The sequence below is a fragment of the Gimesia algae genome (genome assembly GCF_007746795.1).
Taxonomy (GTDB): Bacteria; Planctomycetota; Planctomycetia; order Planctomycetales; family Planctomycetaceae; genus Gimesia; species Gimesia algae.
Genome location: NZ_CP036343.1, coordinates 6,743,773 through 6,765,165 on the forward strand (window position 1 = coordinate 6,743,773; position 21,393 = coordinate 6,765,165).

Consider the following 21,393-nt stretch of genomic DNA (forward strand, 5'->3'; position numbering starts at 1 on the left):
CCCTCATCAGGCAAAGGATCATCGTACACTATAGCCGAACAAATATGCGGTTGCTACTGAAAAGGAAACCAGAACCATTGATTCTGACATGAATTTCACAAACATTCAGCAGGCATCTGAACGCGAGATCTGTCAATATTTTTACTTGATTTACGAAACGAAAACAGCCCACAGACAGGACTATCTGTGAGCTGTTCGAATGTCTTCTTCTTATTTAACCATTAACCGCCCGCATTTGGGCCACCCACCGGTGGTGCAAACTTGATCTTTTCAATGTAACGTACGATATGTTTCCCGGAAGGATCCAGGCGTCCGGTACAGGCACTCACTGCTTTCAGGGTATACTCGTAATGCAAGTTGTAATCGGCTTCCAGCTCGACTTCCATATCTTTGGAAATCGCGCTCCCCGGTTTAATGATAGCTAACAGAATCTCATTATTCAGGCCGGCGAATACATTGGGACCGTTACCCAGATTGTTTTGACCCACCCGAATCGTATTCAGGGATCCATCTTCATTCGCCACCAGCCTGACTTTAATATCAGTCTGCAGGACAGGTTCCTCCGCAGCTTCTTTGCTGTCCGTAATTGGCATGTTGACATTAAAGTCGCCTTCCGGCTCCACGATATTCAGCGTTAACATAAAGAAGATCAGAAGCTGAAACACCACATCGATCATCGGCGCCATCTGGGGCTCGATCTTTTCTGCTTCTCGACCTGAACTGCGTAACTTCATAGGAATTGATCCTGACAAATTAAAAACTGTTTAGTAAACAGTAATTCTCTCTGGGTTGTCATTCGATTTTTTGAGTTGCTTTGAAGGCAAACTTGGTGAAGCCGTTTTCCTGCGCCAGTTTAATCAGGTCCTGAATCAGACCTGTCGCAACCAGCGCATCGGCTCTCAGAATCACAGGCACATCTTTGGGATCCTGATTTTTCTGCTTATAAATACGAGCTTCCTGCTCAAACTTAGGTCCGAACTTCAGCACGGGAATCTGCTCACCATTATAAAATATATACGCCTGGGGATCCGTAATCTCTCCCTCAGTATTTCGATCGAAACCGATGTTTAATACCAACTCGTCCGCGGCTTTGACCTCTGGAGGTTTTGCCAGAGAATCCGAAGGCAGCTTCACTCGTTCATCTGCCTGAATCTGCTCGAAGTTGGTAATCACCATGAAAAACGCGATCAGCTGGAAAACGATGTCGATCATCGGCGTCATATCAACGTCAGCCACTGCCGGCTTTTTGGTTTTAATTTTCATTGAATCACTCTTTACTCAATCAGGGTTTGACAGGATGCAAACGCATCCTGTCTGTTTGATCGACGTCACCATTATTTACTGCTGGAGGAGAAGCGGTTCATCAGGCTTTCGCTGATCATGCCCACTTCCAGTGAAAAACGGGCGACCCGGTTTCGCAGCAGGCTGTAGAAAATCATCGCGGGAATCGCCACGGTCAAACCTTCGAGAGTCGTAAACAACGCAGTGGAAATACCATCTGCCAGCTCAGATGGCTTAGGCGAAGTCGCTGAGTTGGCAATCGTCTGGAAACTCAAAATCATACCATAAACAGTCCCCATCAGCCCGATCATCGGAGCAATCGCACCAATTAGAGCCAGGTAACTCAATTTGTGTTCCATGGCCATGTTTTCGTCTTCACCGACTTCCTGCATGCCTTCAACTGCCTCAGAATAACCCTGGTTCAGCTTACTCAGGCCCGCAGCCAGAACTCGCGCGGCAAAAGAATCATCACTTTTTGCCAGCTCATAGGCACCCTGGTAATCCTTGTTATTTATTTTTTCTTCGAAGGCACCAATCAATTCTGGGGGCATGAGGTTGTCCCGTCGGATGGAAAGCACATTCGCCATGATCAAGGCTACCATCAGGAAGGATAGCAGCAGCAGGATAAAACCAAAAAATCCTGATGCCCGAATCATCCAGGACAGGAAACTTTCCTGCGTAGCCGGTGCCGCATTTCCGGCAGGGGCGGCTGCAGGAGCTTCATTGCCACCGGCAGCAGGTGCCTCAGCCGCTGGTTCAGCAGCCGGAGCCGCTTCACTTGCAGCTGGTGCTTCTCCCGCAGCAGGTGCCGCTTCATCCTGAAAGGCCCAACTGTTCGCTGTCAGACCAAACGGTGTCAGAACGACACCCAGAAGTAATAATATGCTCAGGCTACGAAAAGCCAGTGAAGTCTGATTCCGTTCCAAGGAATTCCCCGTCATCATCGTTGTGTTCTCCGGTCTACTGAAAGGAGTGTTAATCGTGGATATCTTGCTATAGGACTGAAAGTGTCTTAAATACAAGTGTGCTATTATTTATAGGCAGAAATTGCATTGTAAAGGGAAGACCTGACGAATCTTGCCAGCAATCTGACTTTCACGTCAATTTATCAGCTTTTAGTGGCTTTTTGCGTCCATTCACTGTCAGGATACTGCTGCTGCAATACGGCTCGGGCCTCGGCACCCCGCTCTGGTTGCTGAACTTTTCCCCAAAGTGTCGAAAGGTGATATAAAGCCTCAGCATGCACAGCGGGTTCTGTAGGAAACAGAACATCAACATGCAGATAGGCAATCAGAGCCTCTTTCGATTCACCTAATGCCTGGTAGCAGTCCCCTTTTTTCAAATACGCTTCCGCCAGCAGACTGCTCTGCTGGGAACTCACATTTTTGATAATCTCATCCAGAACTTTGACGGCATCCTGAGGTTTACCATCTTTCTCCAGACAGATGGCACTTCCCAACTGGGCAGCATGTTTACTGGTCAGTTCGGCTGGTGTCTTGCCTTCCATCTTGGCAACGGTTTCGAAAGCTGCCAGAGCTCCTTTCGTATTTCCCTGGGCCAGTAAGACCCGGGCTTTCATATTCTTGGCGTCCATCTGGTAATCCTTCCAGGGTGATCGCTCAACCGTGCCAAACGCCGAATTCGCGGACGCATAGTCTTTTTTCGCCAGATAGGATTCCCCCAGCAGTTTCATCGCCGGGTAATAACTGAAGTGATCTCCGTTCGCTTTGACAAAATCATCCAGCAGCTTAATGGCATTATCCAGAGCAGCAGGATTCGATTTTGCACTGCGGGCGGTGGTACGGGCAATCATGTACTGCAGACTCTTTTTCAGGTTCGGGCTCGCTGAACCTTCAGCTTTTTTATATTCTTCCAGAGCGGCTGCATAATTACCGTTCTGTTCCTGATTGCGGGCAATATTCAACTGAGGAGGCTCACCCTCCCAGCGAACGCGTTCAATTTCATTGGCCGGTATTTTGACCTCGGTTGCTCCGCGTTTTAAAGTCAGTTCAGTCTTCGTGTAACCGCTGACATCTCCCACCAACGGGCTACTGCCATTATATTGATAAATCGTATCTGCAGCACTAGCATCGGACACCGTCAGAATTGACATTCCTGCCAGCAGAATCAAACTTGACCAGATCGAACGTTTCATGAGTTCATTGCTCCTCAACGATAATTGATGTCTCATCACGGGTAGATATCTCTGCAGTAATCGAGCCAGCTAAAAATTCAGCTGTCCTGAGATTCACTTTCGGGACGAGGTCGTGACTGTTTCTGTTGTTTTGCCTGAGCCGCCTTTTTCTTGGCAATAGCCGCTTTCCGGGCTGCAATTTCTTCAGGCGACATTTGTGCCAGCTTTGCTTTGCGGGCAGCAATTTGTTCCGGTGTCAGCTTACGTTTTTCATTATCAGAATCACTCTTAGTGGAATCAGTTTTCTCAGTCGGCTGTCTGGTTTTGGATTTATCAGGTTCTGCCTTGCTGCGTGGTTTCCCGACAGAAACGTCAGGCTGAGATGACTTTGACTGTGCAGCTCGACTTGCTTTAGGGCTCGGGGGAGCAGGAGCGGGAATATCGGAAGGCATTGTCACATTCGTCGCTAACTGATATGAGGGTCGTGTCGCCTTCTTGCCGGGCTTTAATCCAAAGAAGTAGAACGCGACGGCGCCGCCAACTCCCACCAGCAGAACCAATACGATGATCATCGTATTGGATCCCCCTGCAGCCTGTTCTGTCGACTGCTGTGCAACCTTCTGTCGAGTATCCGTCGGTGTTTCCGTCTTAAGTGAAGTTGAATCATTCGCTGCCATCGAATCACTACTACTGACGCGTCGCGCCAGGTCCTGTGGATCTTCTCCCAAATCAATCTGAGTCTGTCGATACAGCTGGTTAAACCGCTCCCAGACATCATCTGGCAGGTCTACATTGAGCTGACCGAATACATTAATCTCGGATTTAGCGCGTTCCAGCTTATCGGCATCGTTGACGGCGATCGCATAGTTTCGGAATGATTCTACTTTATTGTACTGAGCATCATGATACATTTTCTTCAGGTCTTCACGCCCCGTCGATACCATCGAATTCTGTAGAATTCGAGCCAGATAATTCCAGCCACGAATCACAGCCCCGTTCTCCAGCTCCAGCCCATTGATGGCATCCAGGTATTTTTCATTATTATCGCCTTGACCGCTTGAGGCCCAGGTCTGCAGGAGACTAGCAGCTTCAAACTGCACTTCAGGTGATTTATCTTTTTCCTTCAGTACCGGGGCGAGCAGTTTTAAAGCAGCTTCGAATTCCCCCTGTTCCCGCTTACAGTTCACCAGACGCAGGGTAATCCCTACTTGAAAATTGCCTGGGATAAAATCGCCGGTCGCCGCCTGACGTTTCAGGATTTCTTCGAAAGCGGCAGCAGCTTTATCATAATAGCCACGGGCCACAGTCGGGTCTTCACTGGCCCCCTGCCCCATGCCGTAATAAGTTTCACCAATCCAGACGAGTGATCCATAAGTCTGATCTTTACGTTTAAAGATATCTGTCAGGAATGTTTCCAGCGATTTTCGGACATCGTTAATTCGCTGGGTGTCACCGGCTGCTTTCAGACGTTCGATCTCTTCGGTAATTTTCTCACCCAGCTGACGGTACATTTCCGTGATCGATTCGCCACCAGATCCTGAGGCGGATTCTTCCAGTTCTTTCATTGCTTTGCGCGCCAGATCAATTTGCTGCAGACCAATATAGCCACGGAGTTGCAACTGGTAGACCAGATTCGCAAACTCGCTGCTTTGCACGCCTTTCGCAGGCCGTTTTGTCCCTTTCGCGACATGAATGGCTTTCAGAACCGAGTGTGGTTCTTTCGCCAGGATATCAATCGCTTCCTGGTATTTACCGTTATTCAAAGCAATCTGTGCCAGTGATGTTTTTGCGGCGGTTAAATTTGCAGGAGTCTTTGCTTCCGGAGGGAGTGACTTCAATGTCGCCGCAATTCCAGTGCGAAGATGCTTCTCGGCTAATTCTGACCACTGCTTTGCATTCTCCGGTTTCGTTTCGGAACGACGCGACATCGCAGTCAGATAGCTGTTCCAGTATGCCTGTCCCGCGCTGATCTGGGCTTCCGTGTATTGCGGCGCGGCGGGGGGAACCTGTGAAAACCATTTCGCCGCTTCGGCTGGCCGTTCGGTTGAACTGTAAATATTACCCAGCTGGATTCGGGCATCATTTGCACGGCTACTTTCTGGCCATCTACTGGTAATCAGGTTACAAATCGCCTCCATATGTTGATTGTCTACGTAACGCAGATTCTTGGGGGAATCGTTATAAGCCTGCAGATAACCAGCCAAAGCCAGGTAAGCTGCATCCAGTGACATACCGCCATTGACTTTATCATCACTCTTCGCAACAAACTCTGCCAGAATTGCACATTCATAACTGCGTCTGAGATTGTAATAGGTATAACTCAACAGAAAACGGGCATGATCCAGTTCTTTAGGATCAGTTTTATTATCCGCCAGTTTCAAGGCAATTCTCAGAATACGAGCTGTCTCTTCCATGTACTGAGTCAGTTCGACCTGTGCTTTCTTTTTATCCGCTGCCGACTTGGCTGCTGCCAGTTTGTCTTTTAAGGTTTTGACCTGCTTATTGCGGTCCTGACCCAAGCCATATGCAGTCGCAAAATCCTCAGGATCTCCGCCGGTATTCCCTTGTATCTTTGCAGTGATTCGACCCACCATCAGCCGGGAAACATCTCGATATTTACCCCGGAACGCATTCACAAACCGGGCACTCGCCAGGGCCTGCCTGAGAATCCGATCCTGATCTCCTTTCTTCGTACCTTCCTGATTTGCCAGTGCTTCCTGAGCACGCGCCAGCTCCCAGGTAATCCCCTGTCCAATAGCAGTGCGACTGCGGGAGCGATTTTCTTTCAGCCATTGTTCGGCTTCTTTAATGACCAGCTGATAATCTTTTCTCTTATCGTCATTCAGGCAGATCAATCGAAACTGCAGACAGTTATCTTTCAAACCTTTCATGGCCGGAGACTTACCGGGGTGCCCCAATAATTCATCGTAGATCCCCACAGCTTTTCCCAGTTCACCCTGTTCTTCAAAACATTTCCCCTGCCACATACGGGCATACAACCCCCCCACCTGGCTGCGATAGCGTTCATGAATTTTGGCATACTCTTCCGAAGCTTTGTTCAGAAGCCGATTAAAATCAGCACTGCCGGGATCGTAGGTCTGTGCCTCTGCATAAGTACATTGCGCCAGATCCAGCTGGGCACTCATGTATTGGATTTCAGCTTTAGCCCGGGCTGCATATTTTTCCGGTTCTTTCTGTTTGTCGATGAAAGTTGCGGGAAATGATTTCCAGGTCTTTTCGTGCAGATTATAGGCCTTCTGAAATATATCTCTGGCCTGTGCAACCAGCTTTCGTGCTGCTTCCTGGTGGGCTTTTTTATTATTCTGATCTGAAGGCGACTGTGCTATGCGGCCTTCCACTTCTGCTTTTTCCAGAATAATTTTCCCGCGTTCCGTATTCGCAGTCCCCGCCATGGGATGATTTGGGTACTGCTTTGTGAACAACGCCAACTGTGCCAGAGCCAGATTTAATGTTTCTTCCTGCTCCTCTGGGAGCTTTTGAGTCCGCGAGAACATCATCAGTGTCATCGCACGCTCAAAGGGAATCAGTTCCTGAATCTCCTTTGGCGTCGATTTGTCAGCAGCAATTTTATCGAGATACTGCAATGCCGTATCGTGATAGTTTTTATCCCGCAATCCCTGAAGAAATTCGAGATATTGTTCTTCTGCGGAAACGGAAGAAACCAATGTCAAAATCGTAAATAGACTCACGATCGAAACAAAATGGAATAGACGCATATTATAAATTCCATCGCTAATGAACGGATGCACCGAGGCCGTGAAAGAGAGGACTTTAGACCTGTGAAATCACGAGTTTATAGGCAGCCACACAGAACATGGACATACCTCGGCTCACATTATACCTACTTCATCTACTAAATGTTCGCTGTCAGATAGCTAATTTCTGTGAGAGTTGTTTTTCCAAAGTTGATAGCGAACCATCCTTTACAGAAAATATCTATAAATAACAGCATATCCCGACGACAGAGAGTCTGCAAGAAAGATGCAGGGAATCGTTTATATTTCGAGCCCTTCAACTGGTTCTGACTGTATAACGGGATCCAGCGACGATGACACACTGAAATTCTTACGACAAAACAGCAAAGAATGTGGGCAGCGGAACCTGACATTCCTAATACGACAGGTAGGAAGTTCTGCCTGTTCGAATTTGACGCTGGACAGTGATCTGACTATGCTGTCATTTCATTCACAACACAGAGTGATCTCCAGTCGGGATCAGTCGATCGGAGAGGTGACAGAGTGGCCGAATGTGCCGGTCTCGAAAACCGGTGTACCGCAAGGTACCGGGGGTTCGAATCCCCCTCTCTCCGCTTATTTGATTGCCGTTGAGTTGTAAGCCTATAACTCAGCGGCATTTGCTTTATCTGGACCGCTCCAGAGCTTCCCATTTGTGGCACATTTTGTGGCGTTTTGTGGCACGGGGGTTCTCTGAAAGGCTCTGTTGATGAAGCAATCATCAAAACAAATTCGGAAGACATCGTTCCGTATCGGTAAAGTCCGCGGTGATTTACGAGGTAAAATCTGGTACCTCACTTACCATGAAAATGGAAAGCGATTGCGACCCAAACTTGGTCCCGACAAAGAACAAGCCCGGCAGATGGCTGCGCGTATCAATTCCCAGCTGGAGTCTCATACTCACTCAGTCTTTAATTTCGAGCCTGTAAGTATTGATGACTTACAACAGCGCTGGCTCAACCATCATGAACAGGTATTGCGGTCTTCATTGCAAACCATCCGCCGCTACCGGGCTGCGACAACCCACCTCATTAATTTCATCGGACAAAAAGGTGTCGCTTCTAAAACATCTCTGTTTCAGGTCGGACATGCTGAGGAGTTTGTGCATTACTTGCGTACGATCAAAGTAGCACCCAATGGCCATGTAAATTCCCAGAAACGTCCTCTGCTGGACAAGGGAATTAAATACATCCTGCAATGTTGCCGAAGTATGTTCGGTTATGCGATAAAACGACGGCACCTTTCTCCCTATGCCGAAAACCCGTTCTCCTCTCTCGATTTGGACCGCATCCCAATCGAAAACGCTAAAGTCATTTCCATTTTCAGTCCAGATCAGGAAAAGGCATTTCTAGAAGCCTGCGATGATTGGCAGTTCCCGGTTTTTCTCACTCTCATGCTGACGGGGCTCCGTCCAGGAGAACTTATCCACCTGTTGCTTCCAGATGATATTGATCTGAAAAAAGGAATGCTCTACGTCCGAAATAAACCTCGGTTAGGGTGGCAGGTTAAGACACGCAACGAACGTGAAATTCCACTGATTAATGAACTGAGGGATGTTTTGAAAATCATCATCGGCGATCGCGTCACAGGCCCAGTCTTTTTACAACGCCGTTTTGCCTCAAGCTCCGTACTTCCAGAGTTGACTGGTTATACTGAAAAACAACTCGAAAACTTACTTCAGAAACGCGTAATTAAGGCAGAAGATAGCTCTGATAAGTCATTAGACAGAAATCAGTGGACGCAACAATCGCGAACGATTTGGCGGGATTGTGGTACGCTGAAAACTGACCGAATACGAACGGAATTCATCAAACTGACAAAGCAAATTGAACTACCAGAATTCACAGCCCCCAAATCGCTGCGACATCTCTTTGCCACATGTTTACAGGACGGGAATGTAGACCCGTTGATTCGAAGTGAATTGATGGGGCACTCTACTTCTGCAACGAATGGGGCGAGTCACGGTTTAGGTATGACTGCAACTTATACTCACTCACGTCCTGAAACTAAACGCAGACAATTACAAAATGCATTGTTGATTCGGCCATCAATAATAATAGCTCGTAAGCGTTTTTTAGAGATAATGAAGTCTGGACTTCCCTAGAAATAGTGGGCGCTGTGTTAAAGTTAGGTAGCCTATTCAAATTGTTCGGGGCTTTTATGGCCCAGACCGTGTGGGGCATTTAGCCGGGCGAGTGAAGCCAAGAGCCAACAAACGTCGGACAAAAGCGCTGGGCCTGGCATAATAATGCCAGTCTTCGTCACGGTGAAGGCCGGAAAATCGGTAATGAAAATACCACCTTCCACCTACTGCTTAGGGATAGTAGGTCGGTCCATAATAGTTCTACATGGTCCTGGGAGACACCAGATTATCCTAAACGATCGTAACGTCCTTCCTTGATAACAACTCGCGTGTGACCCGGTTCAGGGAATCGTAAAACCAACCTTTTCCTGAACACTGGCAAAGCCACCGAAGCCAGTACCGCTCCACCGTTTAAATGTTTAATTCTGACATAGCCTGATTTTGGCACACACATGCTTAATTTTATTATTGCATTTAAATAGAGCATGAAATATACTACGAAGATGAAAGCTATTTTAGGTGACAAAATTCGCGTGAAAGCCGACATGCAACGCGGAGTTGTTGAGCGAATTACAGGTAAGTCATTAACAATTCGACTAGACAACGGCAAAACTACGAAATTGACGGAGACTGAACTCACCAATTTCAGTCTTGCAGCTCGCAAAGCATGGGAAAGCAGGCCGGACAGACGCGTTGGACGACCCAAAGGAACATCCAAGACTGATCGTGTTTCGGTCACACTTCGAATTGACCGAGAGCTTTGGATACAATTTCAAACTGCCGAAAAAAAAGGGCTCATCGTTGACCGCACGTCAACCGTGAACAAATGGATTGCGGAGAAACTTGATGAGTTTGAATAGTAACACTTTAACTCCGCCACTCGAAAGGAATTGAGATGGCACAAAACTCAGCGATTGAATGGACAGAAGCTACATGGAATCCAACCACCGGTTGTACGAAGGTCAGTCCGGGGTGCGCTAACTGCTACGCAGAACGAATGGCATTTCGACTGCAAGCAATGGAACAACCTCGATACGACAACGGATTCAAACTTACTCTTCAGGAAGATATCGTCAATCTACCACTGCAATGGAAAAAACCTCGCATCATTTTTGTAAACTCCATGAGCGATCTCTTTCACAAGGATATTCCTAGTGAATTTATTAAGCGTTGTTTCAAAGTCATGACAGATGCCTCTCATCACAAATTTCAAGTGCTGACGAAACGACCTGACCGAGTCGTCGAAATGGCGTCTGAGATCGAGTGGAGCGAGAACATTTGGATGGGAACAAGCGTCGAGAATTCAAAGTATATAAACCGTATTCGAATTCTTCAGAAGGTGCCGGCTCAGATCCGCTTCCTCTCAGTTGAACCTTTGCTTGGCACGATTCCACGAATGCCTCTTAAAGGAATCCACTGGGTAATCGTCGGCGGCGAATCTGGCCCACAATCGCGTCCGATGAATATCGCGTGGGTTCGTAAAATTCGAGACCAGTGCAACACGGCTGGTGTGCCGTTTTTCTTTAAGCAATGGGGTGCGTTCGGGGCCGACGGAATTCGACGTTCGAAGAAAGCAAACGGACGTGAGCTAGACGGGGAAATATGGAGCGAAATGCCTTATGAATAATGATGGATACTTACCTGGTCTCAAATCATTCGTCGATGCCAAACCAAAAAATCATGTAGCACAACTGGATAAGAAAGGGCGGCTTTATCGTTGGGACCCCAAAGAAGAACCGCCAATCCTCGGTAGTCATAGCTTGACAAAGCACAAGATTATTAGAGCCTATCTGGAAAAGTACGTCGCAATCCTTGCCGCGAAGCCATTTCAGGAAGAGTTTAGGATTTCTCTTGTCGATGGTTTTTCTGGGGGAGGGGTTTATCGGCATCCGCTAACAAAAGAAATTATTTCTGGTTCGCCGCTGCTGATGCTCGAAGCAATGAACGCTGCAGAGATCAGTGCGAATGAGTGGCGTAACAAGAATTTTTCTTTAAAGGCCGATTTTTACTTCATTGAAAAAGACAAGGTAACGTTTGCTTACTTATCCAAGCAACTGAAACAGAATCGAGATGCTTACGAACGAAAAGACAACATTAACACTTTGAATGGAGGGTTTTCGAAGGAGCTTGATCGAGTCATATCAAGCATCAAAGCTTCTGGTCGGGCCAACCGAGCAATATTCCTGTTAGATCAATACGGCTATAAAGATGTCACGCTGGCAAACATGCGAAAGATCTTCAAGCAACTACCGAATGCTGAAATAATCTTAACATTTGCAATTGATTGGTTTGCCGATTTTATTAATGAAACAGATAAGTTTAAATCGGCGTTGCGAAACCTCGAACTGTTGGATCAGAAGGAAGTTCTCCTGAGTCTTCGAAAGCAGCATGCCGATGATTGGCGTCCGGCAGTACAGCATGTGCTTCATCATCACTTTTTTGCTCGAAGCGGAGCTGCATATTATACACCATTTTTCATTCATTCAGTAGATTCTCATAGAGCATATTGGTTACTCCATTTCTCTCGGCACTCAAAAGCACGTGACGTGATGATGCAACTTCATTGGGAAATGGAGAATCACTTTCAGCACTTTGGCGGTTCTGGACTGAGTATGCTTGGACACGATCCGCGCAAGATTAACGAAACGAAGCTGCTTCCCTTTGAGTTTGACTCCGCTGCAGCTGAGCAAACAAACACATCGCTACTCGAATCACTTCCGAGGCGATTCTCGGAATTCAAGAATGGTATTTCGTTCGATCAGTTTTGCGATATTGTCGCAAACGAAACTCCCGCCACTAAAGCAATGCTTGGCAAAAACATCAGCGATTTGTCGCGAGAAAAAGAGTTGGCAATTTTTACATCAGATGGCCGTAAACGTCGTAATGGTGTCAAGATTGCAGATGACGACGTCATTGTTGTGCCACGCCAGAAACTGTTGCTACCAACATCATGCCAGTAACTTGCCTCGAAAACTTGGGAGCCATCTATGACAAGTTTTCACGAGCGAAATTCGACAAGTTAATATTGTTACCGTTAATTTGCCAGACAACGGTTGGCACTGAACCTACACTGAGCTTGTAAACTCCAATTGGCATAAAGTCGGATGTCAGTAGGTCTTCTTTTTTGCGCAGTGTCAAAAAACTCAGCTGACTCGTATTTGCATGACTATTCAAAATTTGTGAAGTCCGTCTAATTTACAAACCTCGACTGCTTAATGTTCCACGAACCCATACCTATTCTTGGAAACCGTTTAACGACCTAATTCGAAGACATAGGACAGATAATGGAGCCAAACTTCACAACGAAATCAGGTCATATCAATCAAAGTTAGAATAATGGCATTTGAAATGAGTTATACTCTTATGATATTAGGAGTTACTGAGATCTATGATTTATGAAACTGATCTAACTAATCATTTTTTTTCTTCTTTAGCAATGATTCAAGTGTGCAAATAAAATTACTCAATGTTATTCCCAAAACTTCACAGACATCATAAAGCTCCAGAATGTCCAGTCGGCGTTCGCCAGATTCATATTTGCTGACGAATGATTGGGGGCGTCCCAGGCGTTCCGCCACATCATCTTGCCGCAGGTCTGCTTCTTCCCTGGTTTTCCGCAACAAATCGAGCAGAATGCGCTGCCGTTGTGTATATAGATTCTTTTTCAAGCTCCCGGTACCTCCTAAAAAAAGTACGAGGAGATTACATCCCACTTGAGGATATCCCATTACAGGATATAATGGGCCGGTCAAAGTAACCTATTACTCAAGGGGAATTTATGTTTGGAGTACTGAAACCACAACGAAAACTATTGAGTTCGACTGAAAGTAGACGCCACATGTCGTCGTACTGCAGTCTTTGTGGGCTTTTGCGCAGCCAATATGGGCTGAAATCACGCATGCTGGTTGTACATGACATTGCCACCCTGTGGTGGTTACTGGAAGCACCTTCCAGTGAAAACGAGCAAAAGCTGACCATCGGGAATTGCGTACGAGGTGGAACTGGCCAGTTAAGAAAGAGAGGACTTTCTGAACTACAGAAATTTTTGGCTGCAATGAGTACTTACACCATCGGTATAAAGGTTAAGGATGACATCCAGGATGGTAGTAGTTGGAAAACACGGCTGGCAAATCGCATGTACTCAGCTCAATTTGAGAAAGCGCGGACTGATCTGGTAACACTGGGATTCGATGTCGAGCATTTGGAGCAGATTCTGAGTACTCAGTTTGATTTGGAAAGAAAAGGAGAAAAAGATTTCCAGATCGCATCAGCGCCTACTTCTCAAGCCTATGGTTTAGTAACCAGAGAAATCGCAAAAAGATGCCATTCTCATTTTACCAAAGAGCAGGCACAGCAGGTCGGAGAATCTCTGGGCCGTGCTGTTTACTTAACGGATGCGATTAGAGATTTCTCTCAAGACCAGGAAATATCGTTTAATCCTCTTTGTATCGAGGCAGGTCCGAAGGTCCATACGTTGCCACCTGATCTAAAAGACAAGGTTTTGACCTATGTCGGTTCGCACTTGAGTGAAGCTGGTATCTTTGTAGCCCAGGTTGGTGAAGAACTGAAGCGATCCTGGCATGCTGTAGAACGTTCACTCTTGGCAGCTGCTGGTATCAATGACCAGAAGAGTATAACACTCTATTCCAGTTGTTGTATTCCATGTGGTGATGGCGCCATTCTTGTTGATGGTGATGAATGTGGTAAAGCGATTTCTGGTTGTTTTTGCGGCAGTATTTGCTGCTGCTTCGCTTGTAACTATATGTGTTGATATTGTAGGCCAATTGATGAAGTTCCTCAGAATCGTTTGCACTCTTTTAAGAGCGCAAACGATTCCTGGGGAAGTCCAAATAATAGCTTCATTTCAGTATTGTGTTACCATCCGGTACCTAAATTTTGGCGAAAATCGTGTCATAATAAATAGGATTATATGCAGCGTGTTAGCATTCAGGTGGAGCGGTTTTTCGGGGTACTCAACACGCGGCATATGATCTATTGGACTGAACCGCAGGGGCGTTTTCGACTATGGGGATTGAATGACCGCAGGGTGAAAACAGCGTTCTGTTTTTTCTGTGATTGCGGACGTTTTTTCCCGACGAACTCGTTCGCTCGTGTTTCGTGACAAGTAGCCAGGACAGGTTGTAGTTGCGAGGACGGTTGTGCGGGGACTCCCGGAGGCGGTGCCCGCTACCGGCGCAGACCTCGACCGAAACACTCCGCGAAAAGAGATCGAAACAACGAACAGATTCTCTTCCTGAGAGTTCATGATGTGTCACAGACCTCCCAGAGTTCGGAAGCCGGCAGCGAGGCACGTACCGCAATGGGAGCAGGAAGTCGCTCCCAGCGGGAGGGCAGTTCCTGCGACCTGTGGAGCGCGGCCTGGCCACAGGATGGACAGATTGCAGGCAACTCCCCCGCCACCGGGGAATCTTCAAGGGAATGTTTTTCGGTCGGAGACGCCGCTCCTTCCAGCAGTTCGCGGCACAGCGCGGTCTTTTCTGTCCGGAAGCGGTTGGCCAGAAAACCGTAATGCCGAATCCGCATCAGTCCGTCCGGAAGCACGTGCTGCAGGAACCGGCGGAGAAACTCTGTGGCGGCGAGCGTCATGGTCCGCTTCCGACTGCCTTGGGCATAGTCTTTATAGCGAAACGTGACCTGGCCGTCTGCGACGTTCAACAGCCGGCTGTTCGAGATCGCCACGCGGTGCGTGTAACGTGCCAGGTATTTGAGTACCGACTCGGGGCCGCCGAACGGCGGCCGGGCATACACGACCCATTCGGTCTGCACGGACCGGTTGAGAAGACGCTTGAAGTCCGCAGAATCGGCGGCGGAAGCCAGCCGCCCGGGGAATTCCAGTTTCCCCGCAGCAAATGCCTGCTTGAGCAGATCCAGAAACTTGCCGCGAAACAGCCGACTGAGTACGCGCACGGGCAGGAAGAAATCGGCCCGTCCCGCGACCCAGCGTGTGCGGTCGGGCGCCAGTCCGCCGGAAGGGACCACGCAATGCAGATGGGGATGCGGCATCAGGGTTTGTCCCCAGGTATGCAACACGGCCAGGAACCCGATCTCCGCCCCCAGGTGCCTGGGATCGGCGGCGACTTCCAGTAACGTCTGGCTGGCCGCGCGGAACAGCATCCCGTACATCAGCCGCGGGTTGGCAAGCGTCAGGTCCACCAGCAGGTTCGGCAGCGTGAACACCACGTGGAAGTAGGGCACGGGCAGTAGTTCGGTTGCCCTCCGCTGCATCCACTGTGCACAGGCAGAACCCTGGCACTTGGGGCAGTGGCGATTCCGGCAGGAATTGTAACTGATCTGTCGATGGTCGCAGGAGCGGCACGTTTCCACATGCCCGCCCAGAACCGCAGTCCGGCAGTTCTGCAGCGCCCGCATGACGCGGCGCTGGGCGACGGACGTGGTGTATCGCTTCAGATACTCCATTCCGTACTGCCGCACGACGTCAGCGAGTTCCCACCGGGGACGCGTCATGAGTCCTCCTGTAGCGTGTCTGTCTGGTCCTGCTCGTGGAGCAGTTCCAGTGGACTGCGGGTGCGGCCGATCAGGTGCGTGGAAACGTGCGTGTAGATCGCGGTGGTCCGCAGGCTGGCATGGCCCAGAAGTTCCTGGATGACCCGCAGTTCCGTGCCGGCTTCCAGCAGATGCGTGGCGAAACTATGGCGGAGTATGTGTGGCGTGACGGCTTTGTCCAGGCCGGCTTCACTGCGTGCGTCCCGGCAGACCCGTTGTACCGTTCCCACAGTGATCGGTTTGATCCGTGAAGGACCGAGAAACAGCCAGTCGACCGGACGGGCGGCCCACCAGTAGTACCGCAGCATTTGCAGTAACAGAGGTGAGAGCAGCGTATAACGATCTTTTTTTCCCTTCCCCTGCACGATGCGGATCACCATCCGCTGGCTGTCGATGTCACAGATCCGTAAACGCACTGCCTCGGAAATCCGCAATCCTGACGCATAGGCCGTCATCAGGATGGTGCGGTGCTTGAAGGAGTGCACCGCCTGAAAGAAACGGCGCACCTCGTCAAAACTCAGCACCTCCGGTAAATGCCGCTCGGGCCGGGGGCAGCGAATGTCGTGCACGATCTCTCCGCGATGGAGCGTGTTCCGATACAGGAACCGCAGCGAGGCCAGCACCTGCTTGTAGGTTCCCCAGGCGACTTGCCGGTCCTGGACCAGGTACAGCAGGTAAGTTCGGATGGCCTCCGGTCCCAGGGCTTCCGGGCTTTTACCGAAGTGCCGGGCAAAACGGGACACGTTGTCGACATAAAGAATGATCGTTTTCGGGGACAGGTTCCGTAGTTCCATATCCTCGATCATGCGCTGCCGGAGTGGAGTCATCACTGGACCTTTCGTGAAACAGAGATTTCAGAGACCGGGAAGGTACTGAAACTATGCCTCACAAAAGGCGGAAGCGCAAATCGGAATATTCGGAACAGGCCGTACAGACGGACCGGGGTGCCTACCTGTACTTTGCAGTCCGGGGGTACGAGCCCTCAGCGGAGCGATCAATCACGGCTGCCGGTCCCAAGCCTACCGCGAAGCGGTTTAGTTCAATAGATAGGGGAAGGATTAGCTATCGTCGATCGTAGTCAATTCCATTTTCAAATTTATCATCAGTAAAAACGCCCCGCATTACACGGGAATGCGGGGCGTTTTGCATATCCACTATCAGAAAGGAGCATTTCTTGGAAATTATTGTTTTAACGTTCGTCTCTGTCGCGCTATTGCTGGCTGTCATCGCTTTTATCAAGGAGCGAAGTCTGCGGCTGGCGCTACAGGGTATTCTCAGACACCTGATTCATCGCTGGAGGGCAAATGGAAAAACAGACGCTTCGACTCACACTGACGCTGATTCTACTGACCGGAGTCAGCTGTAGTTCCGACGAAAACAGTCGTGTGGCCGAACTGGCCACGCAACAACTGGAACGTCAGTCGAATCAAAACCGTCGGATGGTCGAACTGCAACAGGAAGTCGCCTCGGGTTCACGCGAGCTGGTGGAAGCTGATGCCAGAGCCCGGCAGGAAATGGTCGTTCTGCAGCGCGAAATCCAAGCAGGGCAAAATGAAATCGGCCACCAGCGCGATCAGCTGGAAGCAGAACGTCGTGAAATCGCTGACAGCCGAAATCGAGATCCGATTATTGCGGCTGCGATCACCAGAGTGGCCTTTGTGGTGGCCAGTCTGCTTCCCCTGCTGATCTGCTGGCTGTTGCTGCAGCAGAAGGTAGAACCTGTGAGCAAGAATGAGATCGCAGAATTACTGCTGGACGATTTGGTCTCATCTGACCCACGGCTGATGCCACCTGCGAAAACAGATCCTGACAAACTCCGGTTAACGGATTTACTACAATCTCCTGATAACTCATCTACAGAAAGGGAAAACTGAAATGTCACATATTGTTACCATCCAAACGGAAGTTCGCGATGCCGAGGCACTGGGCCTGGCCTGTCGCCGCCTCGATTTAGGAGAACCCGTTCACGAAAGCGTTCCCCTGTTTAGCGGAGAAGCGACCGGTTACTGTGTCCGTCTACCGGACTGGCGGTATCCTGTTGTGTTCGACGTCGATCAAGGCCAGGTTCGCTACGACAACTTTGAGGGCCGCTGGGGCGAACCGGGTCAGCTCAACAGACTACTGCAATTTTACGGCGTAGAAAAATGCCGCCTGGAAGCGCGCCGTAAGGGACATTCCGTCCTGGAGAACCAGCTCAGCGACGGTTCCATCAAACTTACCATTCAGCTCGGAGAGGGTCATGCAAACAATTGAAATCATCATTTCAACCGATGGTCAGTCCCGGATCGAAACCCGCGGCTTTACCGGTTCCCGGTGCAAGGACGCTAGCCGGTTTCTGGAAACGGCGCTGGGGAAAGTCTCCTCGGAAAAACTGACCGCCGAATATCATCAAACCGTCCAACATCAACCCAACCATCTGACACAGGAGAATTAGCTTTCGCAAATCAACACATTCAGGTCTTACCGGACCCGATTCCCGAAGATTCGCCACTGGTGCGTGTGCTGGTGGTTGTTGAAGGGACGCATGACATCAAGTTCCTGAGACGGATCTCCACTCTTCTGCACACCGATGATCCTACACTGCCTGATCTGGCCAGCATGGAACGCAACAGGGAACTCATTTTTCTGCCGATCAGCGGTCATCCTCAGGCCTGGATCAGGAGACTGGCTCCTCTCAACCTGCCAGAGTTTCATCTGTATGATCGCGAGCAGTCACCGGTCACAGAACAGCGTCAGCAAACAGTCGACACGATCAATCAACGCTATCGCTGCCGCGCCATGTTGACCAAAAAGCGAAGTCTGGAGAACTATCTGCACCCCAGTGCCATTCTGGCCGTTGCCAGTGTGGAACTGAATTATGGCGATCATGACTGTGTGGCAACCGTTGCGGCGCAACAGATATTCGAAAGCAGTCATGGCAACCCCAACTGGAAACAGATCACCAAGCGTGCCCGGGTGCGACTGACAAATCGCGTTAAGCACTGGCTCAACACCAGCGCCGTCGAACAGATGACGGTTTCATTGCTACAGGAACGCGATCCTGAAGGAGAAGTCATCTCGTGGCTGGAGTCAATCAGCCAACTGGCTGAAACCACTTAAGCACATTTCACACTTTCTTTTTTCTTCAAACCATCAAGGAAATTTCTATGTTACTATCAGAACGTCTGGCGGAGAACGTACGCGCCTGCTTTACTGGAATCTGGATTCAGAGCCATGAACACGATGAGGCATTGTTGGAGATGGCCCGGCTCTGCCACACTGAAGACTGGCGGTTACTCTCCTGGGACATTGACCGGGGCCTGCAAGGGACGGAACTCGCTGAGGACGGCGACACATCGCTCCCCGATCCTCTGGCGGCCATTCACAGTTTAAGTAGTCAGGCCGATCCGGACCGTCCCACACTGCTGGTTCTGAAAAACTTCCATCGCTTCATCGATTCGCCTGAGATCATTCAGGCGCTGACACAACAGATCAACTTGGGGAAACAGGCACGGACATTTATTGTCGTGCTTTCCAGTCTGGTACAGATTCCGACGGAGTTGGAAAAACTGTTTGTTTGCCTGGAGCATGATCTTCCTGATCGGGATCAGCTGCTGGAAATTGCCCGCAGTATCGCCACGGAAACGGGAGAATTACCGGAGGGTCCAGAACTGGAGCGTGTCCTGGATGCCGCTTCGGGTCTGACCCGTTATGAAGCGGAAGGGGCCTTCAGTCTCTCGCTGGTACGTCATAGCCGCATTGAAGCCTCAGTCGTACTGGAGCTAAAATCTCAAACGTTATTGAAAAGCGGTATGCTATCACTGCATCAAGGATCGGAATCGTTCGATGGATTGGGAGGTTTGGAAGCACTCAAAGCCTTTTGCCGGTGTGCGCTCCGTCCCCGGCCACAGGATGCAACGGTCGTTCGTCCAAGAGGCGTCTTGCTGCTGGGAGTTCCGGGAACCGGTAAGAGTGCGTTTGCTAAAGCACTGGGAAAAGAGACCGGGCGTCCCACACTGACCCTCGACGTCGGGGCTCTGATGGGTTCGCTTTTAGGCCAAACAGAAGAGCGAACTCGAAGGGCACTCCAGATCGTCGATGCGATGCAACCGGCCATCCTGTTTATTGACGAAGTCGAAAAAGGGCTGAGTGGCTCTGCCTCTTCCGGACAGTCTGACAGTGGCGTGTCGACCCGCATGCTGGGAACACTGCTCAGCTGGCTGAACGACCACACCTCAGACGTGTTTGTGGTCTGTACCGCCAACGACATTTCCAAACTGCCGCCGGAGTTTGTACGCGCCGAACGCTTTGATGCGCTGTTCTTTCTGGATTTACCGGGAGATGACCAGAAACAGGCCATCTGGCGTCTGTACCGTGATCTGTTTGGTCTTACGTCCGATCAACGTTTGCCAGACGACCGGCACTGGACCGGTTCGGAAATCCGGGCCTGCTGTCGTCTGGCGGCTCTACTGGACGTGCCCTTAATCAAGGCTGCAGAAAACGTGGTTCCTGTGGCTGTCACAGCCGCCGAATCGGTGGCCCGTTTACGACGCTGGGCCAGCAAACGCTGTCTGTCTGCAGAACAGCCTGGCGTTTTTAGTAACGACGAACGTTCCGGTTCGCGTTCACGTGGGAATCTTTCGCACGATCCCCACAGAAATTAAACCAAACTCTATTTAAAGGAGACAATATGACTACGACTGCTATTGATGAAGTAAATACCCGCACCGATCCCATCAATCGGCTGCGATCAACGATGTGTGCCACACGCATCAGTTTTGAATGGTTTGGCACACGCAAATCCCTAACACGCGACCAGAAGACTCAGGCTGCCGAATCGTTTGGGGCGGAAGGGACTTTCCTGAGTGCCGGCAAGAAACTGCTGGATACCGGTCATCCCCGCTTCCGCGCCGTGAATGCGGTCCGGCAGCGAGTGCGATCGTACTGGACTTCGATCAGTCTGCCTTTTCCGGAACCCGGGATACGGTTACTGCGGCAGGATACCCTGACTACTTTTCAGGAACAGATGCACCAATTTACGGTAGAACTCAACGAAGCTGTTTCAAACCTGGATGAACAATATTTGTCTCTGAAGTCTGCAGCCCAGGAGCGTCTGGGAAGTCTGTACAATGACGACGATTATCCCGTGAGCATGATCGGTTTGTTCGAGGTTTCCTGGGACTTTCCCAGTGTAGAACCGCCGGATTATTTAAGGCAACTCAATCCTGAACTGTACGAGCAGGAATGTCAGAGGGTGAAGTCGCGGTTCGAAGAAGCGGTTAGGCTGGCGGAAGACGCCTTTCTGGGTGAACTGTCACAGTTGGTGTCGCATCTGACTGACCGTCTCAGTGGTCAAGCCGACGGCCGGCCCAAAGTCTTTCGTGATTCCGCCATAGGTAACCTGCACGAGTTCTTTGAACGCTTCCGCTCTCTGAATGTGCGATCGAATGAGCAGCTGGATACTCTGGTAGCCCAGTGTCAGGGAATCGTACAAGGCATCCAGCCTCAGGAATTGCGAAAACGCGGTGAACTCCGTCAGCAGGTGGCTTCAGAGTTGTCTGGAGTCCAGGCAGCCCTGGATGGTCTGTTGATTGATCGACCGCGGCGACAAATTATCCGAACCCCCAAATGAGGTG

At 49.8% G+C, this 21,393-nt stretch carries 19 protein-coding genes and 1 tRNA gene; 12 read left to right on the plus strand and 8 right to left on the minus strand.

Annotation, left to right across the window (positions count from 1 at the left end; genetic code table 11):
* Positions 1–221 precede the first annotated feature (221 nt).
* The 5 genes from Pan161_RS25335 to Pan161_RS25355 form a co-directional block, all read right to left on the minus strand.
* Positions 222–734, minus strand: a complete 513-nt coding sequence (locus tag Pan161_RS25335) for an ExbD/TolR family protein (protein ID WP_145231534.1) — start codon at positions 732–734, stop codon at positions 222–224.
* A 58-nt stretch (positions 735–792) separates the two neighbouring features.
* Positions 793–1,263, minus strand: a complete 471-nt coding sequence (locus Pan161_RS25340) for an ExbD/TolR family protein (RefSeq protein WP_145231535.1) — start codon at positions 1,261–1,263, stop codon at positions 793–795.
* A gap of 71 nt (positions 1,264–1,334) precedes the next feature.
* A complete protein-coding gene (locus tag Pan161_RS25345; RefSeq protein ID WP_145231537.1) occupies positions 1,335–2,225 on the minus strand; it encodes a MotA/TolQ/ExbB proton channel family protein in 891 nt (296 codons plus the stop codon).
* Positions 2,226–2,389: 164 nt separating this feature from the next.
* Positions 2,390–3,436, minus strand: a complete 1,047-nt coding sequence (locus tag Pan161_RS25350) for a tetratricopeptide repeat protein (RefSeq protein ID WP_197995515.1) — start codon at positions 3,434–3,436, stop codon at positions 2,390–2,392.
* Between the two features lie 77 nt (positions 3,437–3,513).
* Entirely contained in the window at positions 3,514–7,152 is a 3,639-nt protein-coding gene (locus tag Pan161_RS25355) for a tetratricopeptide repeat protein (RefSeq protein WP_145231540.1), read from the minus strand.
* Positions 7,153–7,660: 508 nt separating this feature from the next.
* Between Pan161_RS25355 and Pan161_RS25360 the strand changes: the two genes are divergently transcribed.
* The 5 genes from Pan161_RS25360 to Pan161_RS25380 all read left to right on the plus strand — a co-directional run bounded on the left by Pan161_RS25360 (position 7,661) and on the right by Pan161_RS25380 (position 12,213).
* A tRNA-Ser gene (locus tag Pan161_RS25360) sits at positions 7,661–7,745 on the plus strand.
* A gap of 134 nt (positions 7,746–7,879) precedes the next feature.
* Entirely contained in the window at positions 7,880–9,274 is a 1,395-nt protein-coding gene (locus Pan161_RS25365) for a tyrosine-type recombinase/integrase (protein WP_145231541.1), read from the plus strand.
* 482 nt (positions 9,275–9,756) lie between these two features.
* Complete coding sequence (locus tag Pan161_RS25370; protein ID WP_145231543.1) at positions 9,757–10,113, plus strand: hypothetical protein; 357 nt, start codon at positions 9,757–9,759, stop codon at positions 10,111–10,113.
* Positions 10,114–10,148: 35 nt separating this feature from the next.
* Entirely contained in the window at positions 10,149–10,880 is a 732-nt protein-coding gene (locus Pan161_RS25375; RefSeq protein WP_145231545.1) for a DUF5131 family protein, read from the plus strand.
* Entirely contained in the window at positions 10,873–12,213 is a 1,341-nt protein-coding gene (locus tag Pan161_RS25380) for a three-Cys-motif partner protein TcmP (protein ID WP_145231547.1), read from the plus strand. The genes Pan161_RS25375 and Pan161_RS25380 overlap by 8 nt, the downstream gene beginning before the upstream one ends.
* Positions 12,214–12,663: 450 nt before the next feature.
* On the opposite strand, the gene Pan161_RS25385 is transcribed toward Pan161_RS25380, so the two are convergent.
* Positions 12,664–12,921: a helix-turn-helix domain-containing protein gene (locus tag Pan161_RS25385; RefSeq protein ID WP_232103490.1), complete on the minus strand. Its 258-nt coding sequence runs from the start codon at positions 12,919–12,921 to the stop codon at positions 12,664–12,666.
* A gap of 110 nt (positions 12,922–13,031) precedes the next feature.
* Here Pan161_RS25385 and Pan161_RS25390 point away from each other — a divergent pair, with 110 nt between their 5' ends.
* Positions 13,032–14,024, plus strand: coding sequence for a DUF5685 family protein (locus tag Pan161_RS25390; protein ID WP_261342930.1), 993 nt, complete (start codon positions 13,032–13,034; stop codon positions 14,022–14,024).
* Between the two features lie 491 nt (positions 14,025–14,515).
* On the opposite strand, the gene Pan161_RS25395 is transcribed toward Pan161_RS25390, so the two are convergent.
* Both Pan161_RS25395 and Pan161_RS31115 read right to left on the minus strand, forming a co-directional pair.
* Entirely contained in the window at positions 14,516–15,739 is a 1,224-nt protein-coding gene (locus Pan161_RS25395) for an IS91 family transposase (protein ID WP_145223941.1), read from the minus strand.
* Complete coding sequence (locus tag Pan161_RS31115) at positions 15,736–16,605, minus strand: tyrosine-type recombinase/integrase (RefSeq protein WP_145223942.1); 870 nt, start codon at positions 16,603–16,605, stop codon at positions 15,736–15,738. The genes Pan161_RS25395 and Pan161_RS31115 overlap by 4 nt, the downstream gene beginning before the upstream one ends.
* 477 nt (positions 16,606–17,082) lie before the next feature.
* Between Pan161_RS31115 and Pan161_RS25405 the strand changes: the two genes are divergently transcribed.
* From Pan161_RS25405 to Pan161_RS25430, 6 genes are read left to right on the plus strand one after another with little or no spacing between them, the layout of a single operon-like run.
* Positions 17,083–17,652 carry a hypothetical protein gene (locus Pan161_RS25405; protein WP_145231552.1) on the plus strand — a complete coding sequence of 190 codons (570 nt, stop codon included), beginning with the start codon at positions 17,083–17,085 and terminating at the stop codon, positions 17,650–17,652.
* Between the two features lies 1 nt (position 17,653).
* On the plus strand, positions 17,654–18,031 hold the full coding sequence (locus Pan161_RS25410; protein ID WP_145231554.1) for a DUF1257 domain-containing protein: 378 nt from the start codon (positions 17,654–17,656) through the stop codon (positions 18,029–18,031).
* Entirely contained in the window at positions 18,018–18,212 is a 195-nt protein-coding gene (locus Pan161_RS25415) for a DUF2997 domain-containing protein (protein WP_145231555.1), read from the plus strand. The genes Pan161_RS25410 and Pan161_RS25415 overlap by 14 nt, the downstream gene beginning before the upstream one ends.
* Positions 18,213–18,271: 59 nt before the next feature.
* Complete coding sequence (locus tag Pan161_RS25420; protein ID WP_197995517.1) at positions 18,272–18,877, plus strand: hypothetical protein; 606 nt, start codon at positions 18,272–18,274, stop codon at positions 18,875–18,877.
* Between the two features lie 47 nt (positions 18,878–18,924).
* Positions 18,925–20,421, plus strand: a complete 1,497-nt coding sequence (locus Pan161_RS25425) for an AAA family ATPase (protein WP_145231559.1) — start codon at positions 18,925–18,927, stop codon at positions 20,419–20,421.
* A 26-nt stretch (positions 20,422–20,447) separates the two neighbouring features.
* The gene (locus Pan161_RS25430) at positions 20,448–21,389 is read left to right on the plus strand and encodes a hypothetical protein (protein WP_145231561.1); all 942 of its coding nucleotides are present in this window, start codon (positions 20,448–20,450) and stop codon (positions 21,387–21,389) included.
* Positions 21,390–21,393: the final 4 nt, after the last annotated feature.